Raw genomic sequence first — 18733 nt, 5'->3', positions numbered from 1 at the left:
TCACCGAGGGGCCCGGCCCCCCACCAAGGAGTCCACATGACCTCGCTATGGCGTACGAGCGGCTGGATGCTTCTGGGGGCGTCGCTGATCCTGGCCCTGTCCCTGGGCACCCGCCACGGCTTCGGCCTGTTCCTCGCCCCCATGAGCGCCGAGTTCGGCTGGGGGCGCGAAGTGTTCGCCCTGGCCATCGCCCTGCAGAACCTGGTCTGGGGTCTGGCGCAGCCCTTCAGCGGCGCCCTGGCCGACCGCCTGGGGGCGACCCGGGTAGTGGTGGGTGGCGGCGTGCTCTACGCCATCGGCCTGGCCCTGATGGGCACAGCCGATTCCCTGGGGAGTCTGTCCCTGAGCGCCGGCCTGTTGATCGGCCTGGGCCTGTCCGGCACCTCCTTCTCGGTGATCCTCGGCGTGGTGGGCCGCGCGGTGCCGGTGGAAAAACGCAGCATGGCCATGGGCGTGGCCAGCGCCGCCGGCTCCCTCGGCCAGTTCGCCATGCTGCCGGGCACCCTGGGCCTGATCGGCTGGCTGGGCTGGGCCGGCGCGCTGCTGGCCCTGGGGCTCCTGGTGGCGTTGATCGTCCCGGCCGCGCGCCTGCTGCGCGACCGGCCGCTCGCCGCCCACGGCCCGGTGCAGAGCATTGGCGAGGCCTTGCGGGAGGCGTCCGTCCACAGCGGTTTCTGGCTGCTGGCCCTGGGTTTCTTCGTCTGCGGCTTCCAGGTGGTGTTCATCGGCGTGCACCTGCCGGCCTACCTGGTGGACCAGCACCTGCCGGCCCAGGTGGGCACCACGGTGCTGGCCCTGGTAGGGCTGTTCAACGTGTTCGGCACCTATACCGCCGGCTGGCTCGGTGGACGCTGGTCGAAGCCGCGCCTGCTGGTGGCGCTGTACCTGATCCGCGGGGTGGTGATCGCCGCCTTCGTCTACCTGCCCCTGAGCGCCGGCAGCGCCTATGCCTTCGGCATCGCCATGGGCCTGCTGTGGCTGTCCACGGTGCCCCTGACCAACGGCACCGTGGCGACCCTGTTCGGCGTGCGCAACCTGTCCATGCTGGGCGGCATCGTCTTCCTGTTCCACCAGTTGGGTGCGTTTCTCGGCGGTTGGCTGGGCGGCTACCTGTACGACCATACCGGCAGCTACCTGCTGGTCTGGCAATTGTCCATCGCCCTCAGCCTGCTGGCCGCGCTGCTCAACTGGCCGGTGCGGGAACGCCCCGTGGCGCGCCTGCAGGCCGTGGGGGCGGTGTGAACCGGCCGGGCTGGCCGAGGCTGGCGGTGATCGCCGGGGTGCTGCTGATCCTCGCCCTGGCCGCCTGGGGCTGGCAGCGCGGCGGCCTGGCGCTGCTGCAGATCGGCCCGGGCATCTGCTGACGACGCCCGGGCCTTCGCGGTCTAGCGGCGCAACGCCGGCAGCAGCGCCACCAGGCTGGCCGGCAGGCCGGTCCGCAAGCGCTCGGTGAGGCGGTCGCGCCGTTTCTGGTAGGCCACGCCCAAGGCGATCAGCCCCAGGCCGATCAGGGTCAGTACCAGGGGGAACGCCAGGGAATCGGCGAACACCCGGTAGGACAGGTGGCCCAGGTAGCCGGCTACCCCCAGGGCGCCGAACACCGCGAACATCGGCCGGCGCAGCAGCACCCCGGCGCCGATCAGCAGCAGGTTGATGAGGCAGTAGGCGGCTTTGCCCAGCTCGCTGTCGCTGTCCATCAGGCTCAGCCCGCCCCAGAACGCCAGCAGTCCCGCCAGGTAGCCCCAGAAGGCGTAGTCCCGGCGGCTGCGGCCATCCACCAGCAGGCTGCCCAGCAGCATCGCCAGGCCGAACCAGAGGGAGACCCAGCGCCGCTGCGTCCAGTCCAGGTCGATCCCGTACACCCATTCGCTGAAGTCCATGGAAAAGAACCACAGGGCCAGGGCCATGGGCATGACGATGAAGGGGAAGGGCATCAGCCGCAGCATCAGCACCCCCACTAGCACGGTGCCCAGCTCCATGGGCAGCCAGACGCCGTGGACATAGCGGTAGTAATCGTGGGAGCTGAAGTCCAGGCCCGGCCAGAACCCGGTCAGCCGCTCGAGAGCATAGATCGCCAGGGGGGTCAGGCTCACCGCCACCGCGCCCAGCAAGCCACCGGGGATTTCCAGGCCCCTGCGCCAGCAGCGCAGCCCGGCCGCGGTGAAGCCGACCATGTAGCAGACGGCGACCACCAGCAGCGCCCCCTCGCCGAGGCCGTTCCAGGCGCGGTTCAGCAGCCAGCCCATGGCGCCCATGATCAGCAGGGCGCCGAAATAGTAGGCGACGTGGGCGAACTGGAAGCTCGGGCGGGCCGACGGGTGCTGGCGGAAGAACGCCAGCAGCGCCTGGTCCTGGCCCGGTTGCAGCACCCCGGCCGTGACGGCCCGGGCGAAATCCTCGGGATCGAGCGTGAGCGACATGGGTACTCTCCTGTGGGTGGGCATCTGCAGGATGGGACGCCGCTCGCGCGCGATGCGCCACGTGGGAGAGAACAGGATGGGCAGGGAAGACCGCGCCGCAGCGGCGGCGCGGGGTTCAGCGAGGGCTCAGCGCGTGCGCGGGACCGACTTGAGCAGTTCGGCCGGGGGCATCTCGCAGTGGATCTTGCGGCCGATCAGCTCTTCGATGGGCGGCAGGGCGAAGGCGTCGTCCTCACCGGCGAAGCTGATGGAGGTGCCGCTGCTGCCGGCGCGACCGGTGCGGCCGATACGGTGCACGTAGTCGTCCGGGTCTTCCGGCAGGGTGAAGTTGATCACGTGGCTGATGGCGTCGACGTGGATGCCGCGGCCCGCCACGTCGGTGGCCACCAGCACGCGAATCTTGCCTTCGCGGAAGCCTTCCAGGACCTTGATGCGCTTGTGCTGGGGCACATCGCCGGACATCTGGGCGGCGCTGATGCCGTCCTTGGTCAGGCGTTCCTCGATGCGCCGCACTTCGTCCTTGCGGTTGGCGAAGACCATCACCCGCACCCAGTTGTTCTGGGCGATCAGGTTGTAGAGCAGCTTGTACTTGTCGCTGCCGGCCACCGCGTAGACGTGCTGTTCCACGGTGTCGCTGGCGACGTTTTCCGGCTCGATCTCGACGATGGCCGGGTCCACCGTCCACTGCTGGGCGAGGTTCATCACGTCCGGGGTGAAGGTGGCGGAGAACAGCAGGGTCTGCCGTTCGCCCTTCATCGGCGTCTGCCGGATGATCTGCCGCACCTGGGGGATGAAGCCCATGTCGAGCATGCGGTCGGCTTCGTCGAGGACCATCACCTCGACCATGTCCAGGTGCACTTCGCCCCGCTGGTTGAAGTCCAGCAGGCGCCCGGGGGTCGCCACCAGGATGTCGCAGAAGCGCGATTCCAGCTGCTTGAGCTGCTTGTCGAAGTCCATGCCGCCGACGAAGCTCATGACGTTGAGCTTGGTGTACTTGGTCAGCCCCAGGGCGTCCTTGGCGATCTGCACCACCAGCTCGCGGGTCGGCGCGATGATCAGCGCCCGCGGCTCGCCCATGTAGCGCTCCTTGGGCGGCGGGGTGGTGAGCAACTGGGTGATGGTGGAGATGAGGAACGCGGCGGTCTTGCCGGTGCCGGTCTGGGCGCGGCCGATGGCGTCGCGGCCCTTGAGGGTGTAGCCCAGCACTTGCGCCTGGATCGGCGTGCAGTAGGGGAAACCGAGGTCGTGGATGGCGTGCATCAGCTCCGGCGACAGGTCGAAGTCGTGGAAGCGGGTCTTGCCCTCGGCGGGCTCCACCGCGAAGTCTTCCAGCTTCCAGGTGTCCACCGGCTTGGCCGGCCGCTCGCGGCGCGGTCTGTCGCTGCGCGGCTTGTCCTGGCGCGAAGACGTGGCGGCCCGCGGCGCCTGTTCGGCGGGGGCAGGGCTGTCCGGCAGCGACGCCGCGGGCGGCGTATGGCCGGCAGGGCTGGCGGAACGAGGGGTTTCGAATTCAACGGAGGCACTGGGTCGGACGGAGGAACGTGCGTCGTCGTCCTTGCCGAACATTTTCTTGAGTGCTTTGAGCACGGTGGTCTCGTCGGTAACTGATGAATTATCCGGGGGAGTGTAAAGCAAGAAGCCGGCATGGCGAAGCGTTACGCCCAGTCAACCGACGTGAAGGCACCCATCGGGCGCGCGTCTTGCAATACGTCTTGGAGAAAGGGCGCCGATGCGCTCAGCCGAACAGCCGGTTGCGGCCCAGCTGCTTGGCCTGGTACAGGGCACGATCGGCCCGGGCGATCAGGCATTGCAGGGTATCGCCGGGCAGCATCTGGCTGAGGCCGATGGAGATGGTGACCCCCGGCAGCACGCCCACCGGGGAATAGAACGATGGCACCTGCTCCAGGCTCTGGCGCAGCCGCTCGCCGATGCTGCGGGCTTCGTCCAGGCCGATTTCCGGCAGCAGGATGACGAACTCCTCGCCGCCGAAGCGCGACATGCTGTCCTTGGGCCGCAGCTGGTTGCGCAGGGTGTGGGCCACCAGGCACAGGGCATAGTCGCCGGCCAGGTGGCCGTGCTGGTCGTTGTAGTCCTTGAAGTGGTCCACATCCATCATCAGCATGCACAGCGGCTCGTTGTTGTAGGCGCAACGCGTGCTTTCGCGGTCGTAGATGTGTTCCAGCCAGCGCCGGTTGAACAACCCGGTGAGGGTGTCGACGTTGGCGTTCTGTTCGGTGTCGAGGATGATCCGGTTGCCCTGGCGGACCCGCTCGCAGAGCAGCTCCAGCAGGTTCTGCATCAGCTGCGGCGACTGCTGGAACAGGTTCACCAGCGCCTGGCGGTGCAGGCGCAGCACGGTGGTGGGCTCGGTGGCCACCACGTAGGCGGACGGATGGTCGTTGTCGATGAAGCTGATCTCGCCGGCGCATTCCCCCGGGCCGAGAGTCGACATCGCCTGGTTGTCCAAGGACCCCAGGTAGACCTTGAGCTGGCCCTTGAGCACGAGATACAGGTATTTGTTGCGATTGAACGGGGAGAGGATGATTTCGCCGGGCTCCAGATCCCAGGCCCGAAACGCCTTCAACGACTGCTTGAGGCTGCTGGCGGCGACTTTCTGGAACAGTCGTGCCTGTTTGATCTGCTGCAGGTCCTCCTGCCAGTGGGCGCTTTTCATGAGAGTCCGGAGCTGAGATTTCGGGCAGGCGGCATCGCAAGCGCTTCCCTGTCGTCGAGACGAAAACCGTGATCGACACTAAGCGCGCGCAGGGGGGCTGACAATCCCTTGCAAACACCGGGCCGACCAGTGGTCGGCCCGTGCCATTCTCAGCTGTGACGCAGTTCGTATTTCAGGGCAAAACCCCGCAGCGCGTCGATCACCGCGAGGCGTTCCGGCTCGGCGAGCGAGCCCGTGTGAATCAGCACCATCTGGCCGTTGCGGGCGTCCGGCACCACCTCGATGCGCAGCGCAGGAACGAGGGTTTGCAGTTCGCCATGGAGAACCCGACGAATGGCGTCCTCGCGCAGAGCCGGCTTGAAGGTCTTGCCCACCGCAGTGAGCGGCAGGCTGTCGACGAGCCAGACGTCCTTGGGCACCGCGGCGCGCTCGGCGATGTGGGCGGTAGCGTGGGCCAGCAGCGCGGCCTCGTCGACCTGCGCGCCGGCCACCCGCTGCACGTAGACCACCGGCAGCTCGCCGGCGTGGCGGTCGGGCTTGCCCACCGCGGCCGCCAGGGCCACTTCGGGGTGCAGGTGCATGGCTTCCTCGATCATCTGCGGGTCGATGTTGTGGCCACCGCGGATGATCAGGTCCTTGCTGCGGCCGGTGAGCCAGAGGTAGCCATCGGCGTCCATGCGCGCCAGGTCACCGGTGTCGAACCAGTCGCCGTCGACCCAGATGTCGCGGTTCTTCTCCACCTGCAGGTAGCCCTCAAACACCGTGGCGCCGCGGATGCACAGGTGGCCGATCTCGTTCACGTCCGCTTTCCGCTGGTAGCGCCCGTGGTCGTCGAGGATCGCGATCTTCACCTCGCAGTAGGGCATGCGCAGGCCGATGGAACCGGGGCGGCGCTCGCCGCCGGCCGGGTTGGCGCTGGTACCGCAGGTGCCTTCGGTGAGGCCGTAGCCCTCGATCAGGGTGAGGCCGGTCTTGTGTTCGAACTGGCGGATCAGCTCCACCGGCATCGGCGCCGCGCCGCATAGCGCGTAGCGCAGGCTGGACAGGTCGTGGCCGTCGCTGGGCACCTGCAGCAGGGCCGCATAGATGGTCGGCACGCCGCTGAAGAAGGTCACCCGGTGGCGCTCGATGAGGGACCAGAAATTCTGGATCAGGGTCGGGTTGCGGTAGCCCTGGGGGGTCGCCAGCAGCACCTCGGCGCCCTGGTAGAACGGCGCGAGGCCAGTGACCATCACGCCATTGACGTGGAACAGCGGCAGGCCGCAGAGGGTGGTGTCGCCCTCGGCGAAGTCCGCCGCCAGGGCCAGGACGAAGGCCATGGTGACTTCGTTGCGATGGCTGTGGGGCGCCAGCTTGGGCGTGCCGGTGGTGCCTCCGGTGTGGAAGTAGGAGGCGATGTCGTCGGGCTGGATCACCCGGCCGCTCTCCAGATGGTCGGCGGGGCACTGGGCGATCAGTTCGTCGAAGTCCAGTACGCCCTCCGGCCACGGTCCGCGCTGGGCCTTGATCACCTCGATCATCGGCTCCGGCAGCAGGTTGGCCATGTCCACCGCGATGATCGCCTTGAGCTCGGGGAACTGGTGGCGCAACTGCGCCACCTTGTCCCACAGGTCGCTGCCGGGGAACGGGCCGATGGTCACCAGCAGGTCGGAACCGGCGGCGCGGATCAGTTCGGCGATGTGCTCGGCCTCCAGCAGCGGGTTGATGGCGTTGACGATGCCGGCCGCCTCTCCGCCCCACAGGGTGAAGTGGGTGTGGGGCAGGTTCGGCAGCAGGAACGACACCGCCCGGCCCGGGCGCAGGCCCAGGCGGTGGAAGGCGTTGGCGGTCTGGGTGACGCGGGCGAACAGCTCGGCGTAGGTCAGCCGGTACGGCTGTTCCTCGGCGTGGCCCTGGAGGATGAAACTGAGCGCCGGCGCGTGGGGGTGGCGCTGGGCGCTGCGGGCCAGCAGCGCGTAGGTGCTGGCGGGCAGGTCGCGGGCCTCCAGCGGGGTTTCTTCGAGGCGTTCTATATCGCGCAGTGAAGTGATCGACACGGGTTCGCTCCAGGCTCGATGTGGCAGGTGGCCGGCCGTCCGCTCGGGCCGGCCGGTGGGGATCAGGCGAGGCGTTCCGTCAGCCAGGCGCCGATGTCGCGGATTTCCTCGGGCAGCACTTCATGGCCCATGGGGTAGTCGCGCCAGGTGGCGGGGACCCCCGCGGCCTGCAGCGCATCGAACGCCGCGCGGCCCATGAAGGACGGCACCACCTCGTCGCGGCTGCCGTGCAGGCAGAGGGCGGAAATGGCCCGGGCACTGTCGTCCAGTTGCAACGCATCGGGGAAGGTGGGCGCATAGGTGGAGAGGGCGAGGACGCCGCCCAGGGCGCCGTTCCAGCGCAGGTAGGCGGTATGCAGCACCACCGCGCCACCCTGGGAAAACCCGGCCAGGAGGATGCGCGCCGGGTCGATGCCGCTGTCCCGCTGGGCCTCGATGAGCTCGATCACGGTCTGCGCCGAGTGCTCCAGCTGCTCGCGGTCGATGGCCCGGGCCGGGCTGATGGCGAGGATGTCGTACCAGGACGGCATGGCCCAGCCATTGTTGAGGCTGACCGGCCGGGTGGGCGCCTGGGGCAGGACGAACCGCACGCGGCGCAGTTGCCGCTGCAACGCTTCCGCCACCGGCTGGAAATCGTGGCGATCGGCCCCCAGCCCGTGCAACCAGATGACGCACGCGTCGGCCGGGTCTGGGGCTTCGAGGAGCAGGGGTTGGTGCATGGGTGACTCCCGGACAGTGCAGGCGCACCGTAACGGTGCGCGATGCTGGCGTTTGAATGGCAAATCTGTGAACAAGTTGTCGCCAGGGTGAAAGACCGCCCCCTTGACTAACTCCGAACCGCTGCCGGCCGAGAAGCTGGTACGGCGCTTGCTAAATCCTTCGGGATTCATCGGCGAACAGAAGGCGAGGTAACACTCTATACCACCTGTCCGGTCGCGTTGGCAGCGGAATGGGGCAGTACCGTTCCGTGAATGACCGTCGACACCGGCAACGCTGCATGTGGCAATCGATCCGTCTCAGGCCCGTTCGATCACGGGCGAGGATCGCGAGAGACACAGGGACGCTGCTTTCGCGGCCTTCAGGTCCGCACCCCGGTTGGCCCGCACGGCCATCAGCCTCATGAGGGTACGGTGGAAGGACCGAGACTCCAAACACAACAAGAGCAACTGGAGGTAGTGATGAAGATGGCGAAAACCACCCTGGCGGTCCTCGGCACCGCCGTTCTCCTGGGCGCCAGCGCCATGGCCCAGGCCGGCGCGACCCTGGATTCGGTGAAGAAGAAAGGTTACCTGCAGTGCGGTATCAGCGACGGCCTGCCGGGCTTCTCCTATGCCGACGAGAAGGGCAACTACCTGGGGATCGACGTGGACGTGTGCCGCGCCGTGGCCGCCGCGTTGTTCGGCGATGCCTCCAAGGTCAAGTACAGCCCGCTCACCGCCAAGGAGCGCTTCACCGCGCTGCAGTCCGGCGAAGTCGACGTGCTGTCCCGCAACAGCACCTGGACCAGCTCCCGCGACGCGGCCATGGGCCTGAACTTCGTCGGTGTGACCTACTACGACGGTCAGGGCTTCCTGGTGAACAAGAAACTGGGCGTGAAGAGCGCCAAGGAACTGGACGGCGCCACCGTGTGCATCCAGGCGGGCACCACCACCGAGCTGAACCTGGCCGACTACTTCCGTGCCAACGGCCTGAAGTACACCCCCATCACCTACGACACCTCCGACGAGAGCGCCAAGTCCCTGGAGTCCGGCCGTTGCGACGTGCTGACCTCCGACCAGTCGCAGCTGTACGCCCAGCGCATCAAGCTGGCCGCGCCGGACGAGTACGTGGTGCTGCCGGAAGTCATCTCCAAGGAACCGCTGGCCCCGGCGGTCCGCCAGGGTGACGAGGAGTGGTTCGACATCGTTCGCTGGAGCCTCTTCGCGCTGATCAACGCCGAGGAACTGGGCGTGACCTCGAAGAACGTCGAGGAAACCGCCAAGACCACCAAGAACCCCGACATCGGGCGCCTATTGGGCACCGAGGGCGAGTTCGGCAAAGACCTGAAACTGCCGAAGGACTGGGTGGTGCAGATCGTCAAGCAGGTGGGCAACTACGGTGAGGTCTTCGACCGCAACGTCGGCGCCGGCAGCCCGCTGAAGATCGAGCGCGGCCTCAACGCCCTGTGGAACAAGGGCGGTCTGCAGTACGCACCGCCGGTGCGCTGACCGTCGGGCCGGCGCCCGCGCCCGCGGACGCCGGTTTGCGTTTCCATCAAGACAGACTCCACGGCCCGGTCGACACCGGGCCGTCGGGGTTGCAGAGGTCGTCATGCAAAATCCTGCCAATCCGCCCCGCGCCGGTTCGCTGCTGAGCGATCCCAAGGCGCGCGCCTGGCTGTTCCAGGTGATCGCGGTGATCGCCGTGGTCGCCTTCGGCTGGTACCTGTTCCAGAACACCCAGCACAACCTGCAGCAACGCGGCATCCTGTCCGGCTTCCAGTTCCTCTCCAACAGCGCCGGCTTCGGCATTTCCCAGCACCTGATCGACTACGCCGAGAGCGACAGCTACGGCCGGGTGTTCGTCATCGGGCTGCTCAACACCCTGCTGGTGTCGGTCATCGGCATCGTCCTGGCCACCCTGCTGGGCTTCGTCCTCGGCATCGCGCGGCTGTCGCCCAACTGGCTGGTGCGCAAGCTGGCCACCGTATACATCGAGACGTTCCGCAACATCCCGCCGCTGCTGCAGATCTTCTTCTGGTATTTCGCCGTCCTGCTGCCCCTGCCGGGGCCGCGGCAGAGCCTGGGGCTGGGGGACGCGTTCTTCCTCAACAACCGCGGGCTGTACATGCCCGCGCCGACCCTGGACGGCGGCTTCTGGCCGTTCCTGGTGGCAGTGGTCCTGGCCCTCTCGGCCATCGGCGTGCTGGCCCGGGCGGTGCGCCGCCGTCGCGAGGCCACCGGCCAGGGCTTCCCGCTATTGCTGACTGCGCTGGCGCTGCTGGTCCTGCTGCCGGGGTTGAGCGTGCTGCTGTTCGGCAAGCCGTTCGTCTGGAGCGTGCCGCAGCTGCAGGGCTTCAACTTCCGCGGCGGCTGGGTGGTGATCCCCGAGCTGATCGCCCTGACCCTGGCGCTGACCGTCTACACCGCGGCGTTCATCGCCGAGAACGTTCGCGCCGGCATCCAGGCCATCAACCATGGCCAGACCGAGGCGGCCCGCTCCCTCGGCCTGCCGCCGGGCAAGACCCTGCGCCTGGTGATCGTGCCCCAGGCCCTGCGGGTAATCATCCCGCCGCTCACCAGCCAGTACCTGAACCTGGCGAAGAACTCGTCCCTGGCGGCCGGCATCGGCTACCCGGATATGGTCTCGCTGTTCGCCGGCACCGTGCTCAACCAGACCGGCCAGGCCATCGAGGTGATCGCCATCACCATGAGCGTGTACCTGGCCATCAGCATCAGCATCTCGATCCTGATGAACGTCTACAACAAGCGCGTCGCGCTGATCGAGCGGTAGGAGAGGCGCATGCTCACTCACACCTTCAAACCCGACCAGCCGCCACCGCGGACGAGCGTCGGCATCGTCGCCTGGCTGCGGGCCAACCTGTTCTCGGGCTGGTTCAACACCCTGCTGACCCTGTTCGCCCTCTACCTCGTCTGGCTGCTGCTGCCGCCGTTGCTGAATTGGGCGGTGCTGGATGCCGACTGGCAGGGCAGCACCCGTGCCGACTGTTCCGGCGAGGGCGCCTGCTGGGTCTTCATCAAGGCCCGCTTCGGCCAGTTCATGTACGGCTTCTACCCGCCGGAACTGCGCTGGCGGGTGGACCTCACCGTGCTGCTGGCGATCGTGGGGGCCGCGCCGCTGTTCGTCCGGCGCATGCCGCGCAAGGCCGCCTACGGGCTGGCGTTCCTGCTGGTCTACCCGCTGCTGGCGTTCTGGCTGCTGCATGGCGGCCTGGGCCTGACCCCGGTGCCCACCAGCCGCTGGGGCGGCCTGATGCTGACCCTGGTGATCGCCGCGGTGGGCATCGCCGGCGCGCTGCCCCTGGGCGTGCTGCTGGCCCTGGGCCGACGCTCGAAGATGCCGGCGATCAAGGTCCTGTGCGTCACCTTCATCGAGTTCTGGCGCGGCGTGCCGCTGATCACCGTGCTGTTCATGTCCTCGGTGATGCTGCCGCTGTTCCTGCCGGAGCAGGTGACCATCGACAAGCTGCTGCGGGCCCTGATCGGGGTGATCCTGTTCCAGTCCGCCTACGTTGCCGAAGTGGTGCGCGGCGGTCTGCAGGCCATTCCCAAGGGCCAGTACGAGGCGGCCGCGGCCATGGGCCTGGGCTACTGGCGGACCATGGGCCTGGTGATCCTGCCCCAGGCGATGAAGCTGGTCATCCCGGGCCTGGTCAATACCTTCATCGCCCTGTTCAAGGACACCAGCCTGGTGATCATCATTGGCCTGTTCGACCTGCTCAACAGCATCAAGCAGGCCACCAGCGACCCGGCTTGGCTGGGCATGGCCACCGAGGGCTACGTGTTCGCCGCCCTGGTGTTCTGGATTTTCTGTTTCGGCATGTCCCGCTATTCCCAGCGCCTGGAGCGCAGGCTGGACACCGGCCACAAGCGTTAGGAGTCGATCATGAACCAAGCAAGCCAACCGATTTCCGCCGAGCCGATCATCCAGCTGCAGGGCGTGAACAAGTGGTACGGGCAGTTCCACGTGCTCAAGGACATCAACCTGGACGTGCGCCAGGGCGAGCGCATCGTCCTCTGCGGGCCGTCGGGCTCGGGCAAGTCCACCACCATCCGCTGCATCAACCGGCTGGAGGAGCACCAGCAGGGCCGCATCGTGGTGGACGGCACCGAGCTGAGCAACGACATCAAGCGCATCGAGGCGATCCGCAGCGAAGTGGGCATGGTGTTCCAGCACTTCAACCTGTTCCCCCACCTGACCGTGCTGCAGAACTGCACCCTGGCGCCCATGTGGGTGCGCAAGATGCCGCGCAAGGAGGCGGAGGAAGTGGCCATGCACTACCTGCGCCGGGTACGCATTCCGGAACAGGCCAACAAGTTCCCCGGCCAGCTCTCCGGCGGCCAGCAGCAGCGGGTGGCCATCGCCCGGGCGCTGTGCATGAAGCCGAAGATCATGCTGTTCGACGAACCCACCTCGGCGCTGGACCCGGAAATGGTCAAGGAGGTGCTGGACACCATGATCGGCCTGGCCCAGGACGGCATGACCATGCTCTGCGTGACCCACGAGATGGGCTTCGCCCGCACCGTGGCGGACCGGGTGATCTTCATGGACAAGGGCGAGATCGTCGAGCAGGCGCCGCCGGACGTGTTCTTCGACAACCCGCAGAACGAGCGGACCCGGTTGTTCCTCGGGCAGATCCTCCACTGAGGCCGAACCCGGGCGGCGGGTAGCGCCCGGGTCCTTTGCTGAACGCCGCGCCTGCCGCGCGGCGACTTCTCCAGGGCGTTCCGGACGTGACGCCGCCGGAACGCGAGCAATCCCGCGCGGGCGTTGTCACATGGCTCCAGCGCGGCTGGCTGAACGAAAGGGTCCTGGGCCCACGGTGCGGTTTGGCGCTGTGCTAAGATTCGCCGCCAACCCGAGGTTTCCCATTCCCGATGTCCGAACAGTCCGCCTCATGAACCAGTGGAAACGTGCTGTGGTGGGTGAGCGCGCATGCCGGTGATCCACATCGCCATCGTCTCCCACGGGCACTTGGACGAGATCTCCCAGAACGACTGCCTGCTGGACCTGCGCGAGGTCGAGGACGTGCGCCTGCTGGTGGTGGACAACCTCGGGGAGCCGGCGCTGCGCGCCTTCTGCCTGGCCAAGGGCATCCCCTACCTGGTCAACTCCGGCCGTACCCGTGGCTTCGGCGCCAACAACAACCTGGCGTTCCGCTACTTCAAGGAGCGGGCAGGGCTGAAGCCGTCGGACATCTTCATCTGCTGCAACCCCGACGTGGAGCTGTCCCGGGACGCCCTGGAGCAGCTGCGGGAAGAAATATCCGCCCATCCCAGTTCTCTCTATGCGATCAATCTTTATACTGATCGCTCCTACGAAAAGGCAGACACGTCGATCCGCCATTTTCCACGAGTGAAGGACTACTACTGGATGATCATGGGCTGGGGCAATCCCGCACGCATCGACAGGGACGAGTTCCACGCGCCATCGCGCTGCGACTGGGCCGCCGGCTCGTTCCTGGTGTTCAACGCTGGCCTCTACGAAGCCCTGGGCGGCTTCGACGAGGGCTACTTCATGTACTTCGAGGACACCGACATCTGCCTGCGCGCCTGGCGGCGCTTCGGCGAGCGGGTCCTCTACCTGCCGTCGGTGAAGGCCTACCACAAGGGCGGCTTCCACAACCGCAACCTGTTCTCCCCGCATTTCTACTGGTACCTGGGCAGCATGCTGCGCTACTTCCGCCGCTTCTACCTGGGCGGTCGCCGCCCGCCGCGCCTGACGGAGGTGAGCCATGGCTGAAATCTGCCTGGTGACCGGTTCCACCGGCTTCGTGGGGCGTGTCCTCTGTCCGCGCCTGGTGGCCGATGGCTGGCAGGTACGCCGCGCCGTCCGTCGCCCGGACGCCCAGGGCGACAGCGTGGCGATCGGCGACATCCAGGGCGGCACCGACTGGAGCCAGGCGCTGCAGGGCGTATCCGCCGTGGTGCACGCTGCCGGCTGCGCCCACGTGCTGAAGACCGCCGGCCGCGACATGGAAAGCGAGTTCCGCACGGTGAACATCGAGGGCACCCTCAACCTGGCGAGCCAGGCCCTGGCCGCGGGGGTCAAGCGCTTCCTGTTCGTCAGCTCCATCAAGGTCAACGGCGAAGGCACCCAGCCCGGGGCGCCCTATACCGCCTTCGACCTGCCCGCCCCGGAGGACGCCTACGGCCGCTCCAAGTGGGAGGCCGAGAAGGGCCTGCGCGCCCTGTGCGAAGGCACGCCGATGCAACTGGTCATCGTGCGCCCGCCGCTGGTCTACGGCCCGGGCGCGAAGGCCAACTTCGCCGCGCTGATCCGCCTGGTGAACAGCGGCCTGCCGCTGCCCCTGGGGCGCCTGGACAACCGGCGCAGCCTGGTGGCACTGGACAATCTGGTGGACCTGCTGGCAGTGTGCCTGCGTCACCCCGCAGCCGCGGGGCAGACGTTCCTCGTCCGCGATGGCGAGGACCTCTCCACCAGCGACTTGGTGAGGCGCCTGGCGAAGGCCTCGCAGCGGCCGAGCCGGCTGCTGCCGATGCCGGGGTTCGCGCGCCGGCTGATGCTGATGCTGGGCCAGGAAGGCATTCACAAGCGTCTGTATGGTTCGTTGCAAGTGGATGACAGCGCCACCCGCGAAAGGCTCGGCTGGGTGCCCCCGCTGGATGTCGATCAGGGCCTGCGCCGTGCCGTTGTGGATTTCCCCGAAGGACGATGATGACCCTGCTTTGCTCGACGTTTCTGGTTTCCCTGGCGCTGACCGGCCTGGTGCGTCATCTCGCCCTGCACAAGAACCTGCTGGACGTGCCCAACGCCCGCAGCTCCCATTCGATCCCCACCCCGCGCGGCGGCGGCATCGCCATCGTGGTCGCCTACCTGATGGCGCTGACCCTGCTGTACGGCCTGGGCGAGTTGCCCTTCGCCGCCTGGCTGGGCCTGGTCCTGAGCGCCGCCGCGGTGGCGCTGATCGGCTTCATCGATGACCTGGAACATGTGCCGGCGCGCTGGCGCCTGCTGGTCCACTTCGCCGCGGCGGGCCTGCTGCTGAGCTGTGTCGGCGGGCTGCCGCCGCTGCCGGTGCCCTGGGTCGGCACGCTCGACCTGGGCTGGTTCGGCACCGCGCTGCTGGGGCTGTTCCTGGTCTGGCTGATCAACCTTTACAACTTCATGGACGGCATCGACGGCATCGCCGCCGCCCAAGCGGTGACCGTCTGCCTGGGCATGGCCTTCCTTTCCTGGTATGGCGATCACGCCAACACCCTGGAGCCCCTGGTGATGCTGGCCGTGGCCGCCCTCGGGTTCCTGCTGTGGAACTTCCCCCCGGCGAAGATCTTCATGGGCGACGTGGGCAGCGGCTTCCTCGGCGCGGCCCTGGGCGGGCTGATGACTTGGCAGGCGCAGACCTCCGGCGACCTGCTGTGGGCCTGGCTGATCATGCTCGGCACCTTCGTGGTGGACGCCAGCCTGACCCTGCTGCGGCGGCTGTTGCGTCGCCAGCGCGTCTACGAGGCGCATCGCAGCCACGCCTACCAGTCCGCTTCGCGTCAGGCCGGCAGCCACCGGCCGGTGACCCTGGCGGTGATCGCCCTCAACCTGTTGTGGCTGCTGCCCTGTGCCTGGTTGGCGGTGTCCGGCCTGCTGCCGGGCCTGGTGGCGCTGCTGGTGGCCTACCTGCCGTTGATGCTGCTGGCCCTCTACTACCGCGCCGGCGCCGATGAGGCCCGCTCGCGGGCGATGCCCCACTGATGGCGCTCAAGCCATGGCTCCTGGGTCTCAGCCGGCGCAAGAAGCGCGTGCTGCAGGTGGTCACGGACGTGGTGCTGATCTGGACCGCGCTGTGGCTGGCCTTCGGCATCCGCCTGGGCATCGAGCACGCCTTCGTCCCCTTCGATCAGTACCTCTGGCTGTTCATCGCCGCGCCGCTCACCGCCGTGCCGTTCTTCATCCGCATGGGGCTGTACCGGGCGGTGATGCGCTATGTGGGCAACGACGCCCTGCTGGCCATCGGCAAGTCCATCACCCTGTCGGCGCTGCTGCTGACCCTGGTGATCTTCCTGATGCAACCGGACAAGGTGATGCCGCGTTCCGTGGTGTTCATCTACTGGTGGCTGGCGCTGTGCATGGTGGGTGGGCTGCGCCTGCTGATGCGCCAGTACTTCATGGGCGACTGGTTCGCCAGCGGCACGATCCTCTCGCTGCACACCGAGACGGTGGTGCGCAAGGTGGCCATCTACGGTGCCGGCACCGCCGGCAACCAGCTGCTGGCCGCCCTGCGCCAGGGCCGCATCATGCGGCCGGTGGCGTTCATCGACGACGCCCCGGAGATCGCCACCCGGGTCATCGCCGGCCTGCGGGTGTACAAGCCCAAGCACATCGAGCAGATGATCCGCGAGACCGGCGCGGAAGAAGTGCTGCTGGCAATTCCCTCGGCGTCACGCATCCGTCGCCGGGAAATCCTCGAATCCCTGGAAGGCTACCCGCTGCGGGTGCGCAGCGTGCCCGACGTCAACGACCTGGCCCAGGGCCTGGTGGAAGTGGACGACCTGCGCGAGGTGGACATCGGCGACCTGCTGGGCCGCGACGTGGTACCGCCGCGCCAGGAGCTGTTCGAGCGCTGCATCCGCGGCCAGGTGGTGATGGTCACCGGTGCCGGCGGCTCCATCGGCTCCGAGCTGTGCCGGCAGATCCTCACCTGCGAGCCGGCCACCCTGGTGCTGTTCGAGCACTGCGAATACAACCTCTACTGCATCCAGAACGAGCTGGAGCGGCGCATCCGCCACGATGCCCTGGCGGTGGAACTGGTGCCGATCCTGGGCTCCATCCGTCATGCGGACCGGCTGCAGGACGTGATGCGGACCTGGAAGGTCAACACCGTCTACCACGCGGCCGCCTACAAGCACGTGCCCATCGTCGAGCACAACATCGCCGAGGGCGTGCTGAACAACGTGCTGGGCACGCTGCTGACCGCCCAGGCCGCGGTGCAGGCGGGGGCGGCCAACTTCGTGCTGATCTCCACCGACAAGGCGGTGCGCCCCACCAACGTCATGGGCAGCAGCAAGCGCCTGGCGGAGATGGTGCTGCAGGCCCTCAGCCACGAGACCGCGCCGGTGCTGTTCGGCGACAGCGCCGGGGTGCACCGGGTCAACAAGACCCGCTTCACCATGGTGCGCTTCGGCAACGTGCTGGGTTCTTCCGGGTCGGTGATCCCGGTGTTCCGCGAACAGATCAAGCGCGGCGGCCCGGTGACCGTCACCCACCCCAGCATCACCCGTTACTTCATGACCATCCCCGAGGCGGCGCAGCTGGTGATCCAGGCAGGCTCCATGGGGCAGGGCGGCGACGTGTTCGTGCTGGACATGGGCAAGCCGGTGCGGATCGCCGACCTGGCGGAGAAGATGATCCACCTCTCCGGGCTGTCGGTGCGCTCCGAGCACAACCCCCATGGCGACATCGCCATCGAGTTCAGCGGCCTGCGTCCCGGCGAGAAGCTCTACGAGGAGCTGCTCATCGGCGACAACGTCAGCCTCACCGAGCACCCCATGATCAAGCGCGCCGACGAGGAGCACCTGCCCTGGGAAACTTTCAAGACGGTGCTGGCCGAACTGCTCAAGGCGGTGGAGCAGGACGACTACGACCGGGTGCGCCAGTTGCTGCGCCAGGCGGTGAGCGGCTACAGCCCGGAAGGCGAAATTGTGGACTGGATCTACAAACGGAAAAATCCCTGAGGGCGACGTTTGACGCCCTGGCGGGCCCGGCTATGGTGGTTCCTGCGGCTTAGGAAAAGCCGTTTTCTCAACGATGAAAAAGGAATCTCATCATGCGCAAGCTCGCACTTTCGTCCCTGCTGTTCGCCCTCCTGACCGGTTTCTCCGTCGCCACCCCGGCGGCTGTCGAGACCACCGCGCCCGAGCCCGCCGTTACCCACGCCAAGGCGGCCGCCACGGCGCCGGCGACTGATCGGGTCAACCTCAATACCGCCGATTCCGACACTCTGGAGAAAGGGCTGGTGGGCATTGGCGGCGTCAAGGCCCGGGCCATCGTGGACTATCGCGAGGCTCACGGCGCGTTCACCTCGGTGGACGAGCTGCTGGAGGTGAAAGGGATCGGTACCGCGACGCTGGAGAAAAACCGGGAGCGACTGACCCTCGACTGAGGCGATCCACGGTAAAAAAGGCCGGTCCCTGGACCGGCCTTTTTATTGTGTGCCGCATTTTGGCTGGCTTGTCCGCGAGGGCTCGCATGAGGCCCTCGAAATTCCATGGTCGCCGGGGCCGAAACGAATCAGGTCGGTGAGCCCGTCGCGTCGGTCGCCTTCCACATCGCCCGAGTGAAGCGGTAGACCAGCAGGGGCGGCGGGTTTGTGGGGTCCACGTGACGCGCATGCCACTGGAAACCGACCTTCTCCAGGACCCGTTGCGAGGCCAGGTGGTTGTCCCGCACCAGGGCGGTGACGGTTTCCAGGTGGGCCAGGCCGCCGCTGGCGCGGTCGGGCTGCGCCGGGCCGAAGGCGCAGGCGAGGGCGCATTCGGCGAATTCGGTGGCGTAGCCGTTTCCCCAGCTCTCCAGGGCGAAGTGATAACCCAGGTTGTTGATGGGCTGGCCCTGGAAGTCGCGCACCCGGATACCGCCGAAGCCGATGAGGCGATCCGGTGCGTCCCGGGTGGCGATCGCCCAGTAGCCGAAGCCGTGGGCCCGCCAATGCGCCAGCCAGGCGGCCATGACCTGCTTCGCGTGGGCGAGGTCGGGAAGGGGGCCTTCCGGGTTGAGGCGGTTGGTTTCCGGATCGCCATAGATCCGCAGCAGATCCTCGGTATCGGCATGGGCGGCGGGACGCAGGACGAGCCGCTCCGAATTCACGTGCATGGCCACCTCGATGGCGGGGACGGGCAGGGCCGCATGATACCCGGGGACGCCGGCGACGA

At 67.5% G+C, this 18733-nt stretch carries 17 protein-coding genes; 11 read left to right on the top strand and 6 right to left on the bottom strand.

Annotated elements, in window-relative coordinates; translation table 11 throughout:
* Positions 1-36 precede the first annotated feature (36 nt).
* Both FM069_RS05955 and FM069_RS22025 read left to right on the top strand, forming a co-directional pair.
* On the top strand, positions 37-1242 hold the full coding sequence (locus FM069_RS05955; RefSeq protein ID WP_143487367.1) for an MFS transporter: 1206 nt from the start codon (positions 37-39) through the stop codon (positions 1240-1242).
* Positions 1239-1364, top strand: a complete 126-nt coding sequence (locus FM069_RS22025; protein WP_267904173.1) for a hypothetical protein — start codon at positions 1239-1241, stop codon at positions 1362-1364. Before FM069_RS05955 ends, FM069_RS22025 begins: the two co-directional genes overlap by 4 nt.
* Positions 1365-1385: 21 nt before the next feature.
* Here the strand turns inward: FM069_RS22025 and FM069_RS05950 are convergent, their stop codons facing one another.
* The 5 genes from FM069_RS05950 to FM069_RS05930 form a co-directional block, all read right to left on the bottom strand.
* Positions 1386-2420: a DUF2157 domain-containing protein gene (locus FM069_RS05950; protein ID WP_143487366.1), complete on the bottom strand. Its 1035-nt coding sequence runs from the start codon at positions 2418-2420 to the stop codon at positions 1386-1388.
* Positions 2421-2546: 126 nt separating this feature from the next.
* Entirely contained in the window at positions 2547-4007 is a 1461-nt protein-coding gene (rhlB, locus tag FM069_RS05945) for an ATP-dependent RNA helicase RhlB (protein ID WP_143487365.1), read from the bottom strand.
* A gap of 148 nt (positions 4008-4155) precedes the next feature.
* Positions 4156-5094, bottom strand: coding sequence for a GGDEF domain-containing protein (locus FM069_RS05940; RefSeq protein ID WP_143487364.1), 939 nt, complete (start codon positions 5092-5094; stop codon positions 4156-4158).
* 149 nt (positions 5095-5243) lie between these two features.
* On the bottom strand, positions 5244-7130 hold the full coding sequence (locus tag FM069_RS05935) for an acyl-CoA synthetase (protein WP_143487363.1): 1887 nt from the start codon (positions 7128-7130) through the stop codon (positions 5244-5246).
* Positions 7131-7192: 62 nt separating this feature from the next.
* Entirely contained in the window at positions 7193-7849 is a 657-nt protein-coding gene (locus FM069_RS05930; RefSeq protein WP_143487362.1) for an alpha/beta hydrolase, read from the bottom strand.
* A 459-nt stretch (positions 7850-8308) separates the two neighbouring features.
* Here FM069_RS05930 and FM069_RS05925 point away from each other — a divergent pair, with 459 nt between their 5' ends.
* From FM069_RS05925 to FM069_RS05885, 9 genes are all read left to right on the top strand, one after another.
* The gene (locus FM069_RS05925) at positions 8309-9337 is read left to right on the top strand and encodes an amino acid ABC transporter substrate-binding protein (RefSeq protein ID WP_143487361.1); all 1029 of its coding nucleotides are present in this window, start codon (positions 8309-8311) and stop codon (positions 9335-9337) included.
* Positions 9338-9440: 103 nt separating this feature from the next.
* On the top strand, positions 9441-10622 hold the full coding sequence (locus FM069_RS05920) for an amino acid ABC transporter permease (RefSeq protein ID WP_143487360.1): 1182 nt from the start codon (positions 9441-9443) through the stop codon (positions 10620-10622).
* Between the two features lie 9 nt (positions 10623-10631).
* The gene (locus FM069_RS05915) at positions 10632-11726 is read left to right on the top strand and encodes an amino acid ABC transporter permease (RefSeq protein WP_143487359.1); all 1095 of its coding nucleotides are present in this window, start codon (positions 10632-10634) and stop codon (positions 11724-11726) included.
* Positions 11727-11735: 9 nt separating this feature from the next.
* Positions 11736-12497, top strand: a complete 762-nt coding sequence (locus tag FM069_RS05910) for an amino acid ABC transporter ATP-binding protein (RefSeq protein ID WP_143487358.1) — start codon at positions 11736-11738, stop codon at positions 12495-12497.
* Positions 12498-12785: 288 nt separating this feature from the next.
* On the top strand, positions 12786-13592 hold the full coding sequence (locus tag FM069_RS05905) for a glycosyltransferase family protein (RefSeq protein WP_143487357.1): 807 nt from the start codon (positions 12786-12788) through the stop codon (positions 13590-13592).
* Positions 13585-14529, top strand: a complete 945-nt coding sequence (locus tag FM069_RS05900) for a UDP-glucose 4-epimerase family protein (protein WP_143487356.1) — start codon at positions 13585-13587, stop codon at positions 14527-14529. The genes FM069_RS05905 and FM069_RS05900 overlap by 8 nt, the downstream gene beginning before the upstream one ends.
* On the top strand, positions 14526-15557 hold the full coding sequence (locus FM069_RS05895) for an MraY family glycosyltransferase (protein ID WP_143487355.1): 1032 nt from the start codon (positions 14526-14528) through the stop codon (positions 15555-15557). The genes FM069_RS05900 and FM069_RS05895 overlap by 4 nt, the downstream gene beginning before the upstream one ends.
* Complete coding sequence (locus tag FM069_RS05890; protein ID WP_143487354.1) at positions 15557-17536, top strand: polysaccharide biosynthesis protein; 1980 nt, start codon at positions 15557-15559, stop codon at positions 17534-17536. The genes FM069_RS05895 and FM069_RS05890 overlap by 1 nt, the downstream gene beginning before the upstream one ends.
* A 92-nt stretch (positions 17537-17628) precedes the next feature.
* Complete coding sequence (locus tag FM069_RS05885) at positions 17629-17964, top strand: ComEA family DNA-binding protein (protein WP_143487353.1); 336 nt, start codon at positions 17629-17631, stop codon at positions 17962-17964.
* A gap of 128 nt (positions 17965-18092) precedes the next feature.
* On the opposite strand, the gene FM069_RS21565 is transcribed toward FM069_RS05885, so the two are convergent.
* Complete coding sequence (locus FM069_RS21565; RefSeq protein ID WP_178106672.1) at positions 18093-18674, bottom strand: GNAT family N-acetyltransferase; 582 nt, start codon at positions 18672-18674, stop codon at positions 18093-18095.
* Between the last annotated feature and the right edge of the window lie 59 nt (positions 18675-18733).

The organism is Pseudomonas mangiferae (genome assembly GCF_007109405.1).
Lineage (GTDB): Bacteria > Pseudomonadota > Gammaproteobacteria > Pseudomonadales > Pseudomonadaceae > Pseudomonas_T > Pseudomonas_T mangiferae.
Note: the sequence above shows the minus strand (reverse complement) of the source record. Positions and strands in the feature narration are given on the sequence as shown.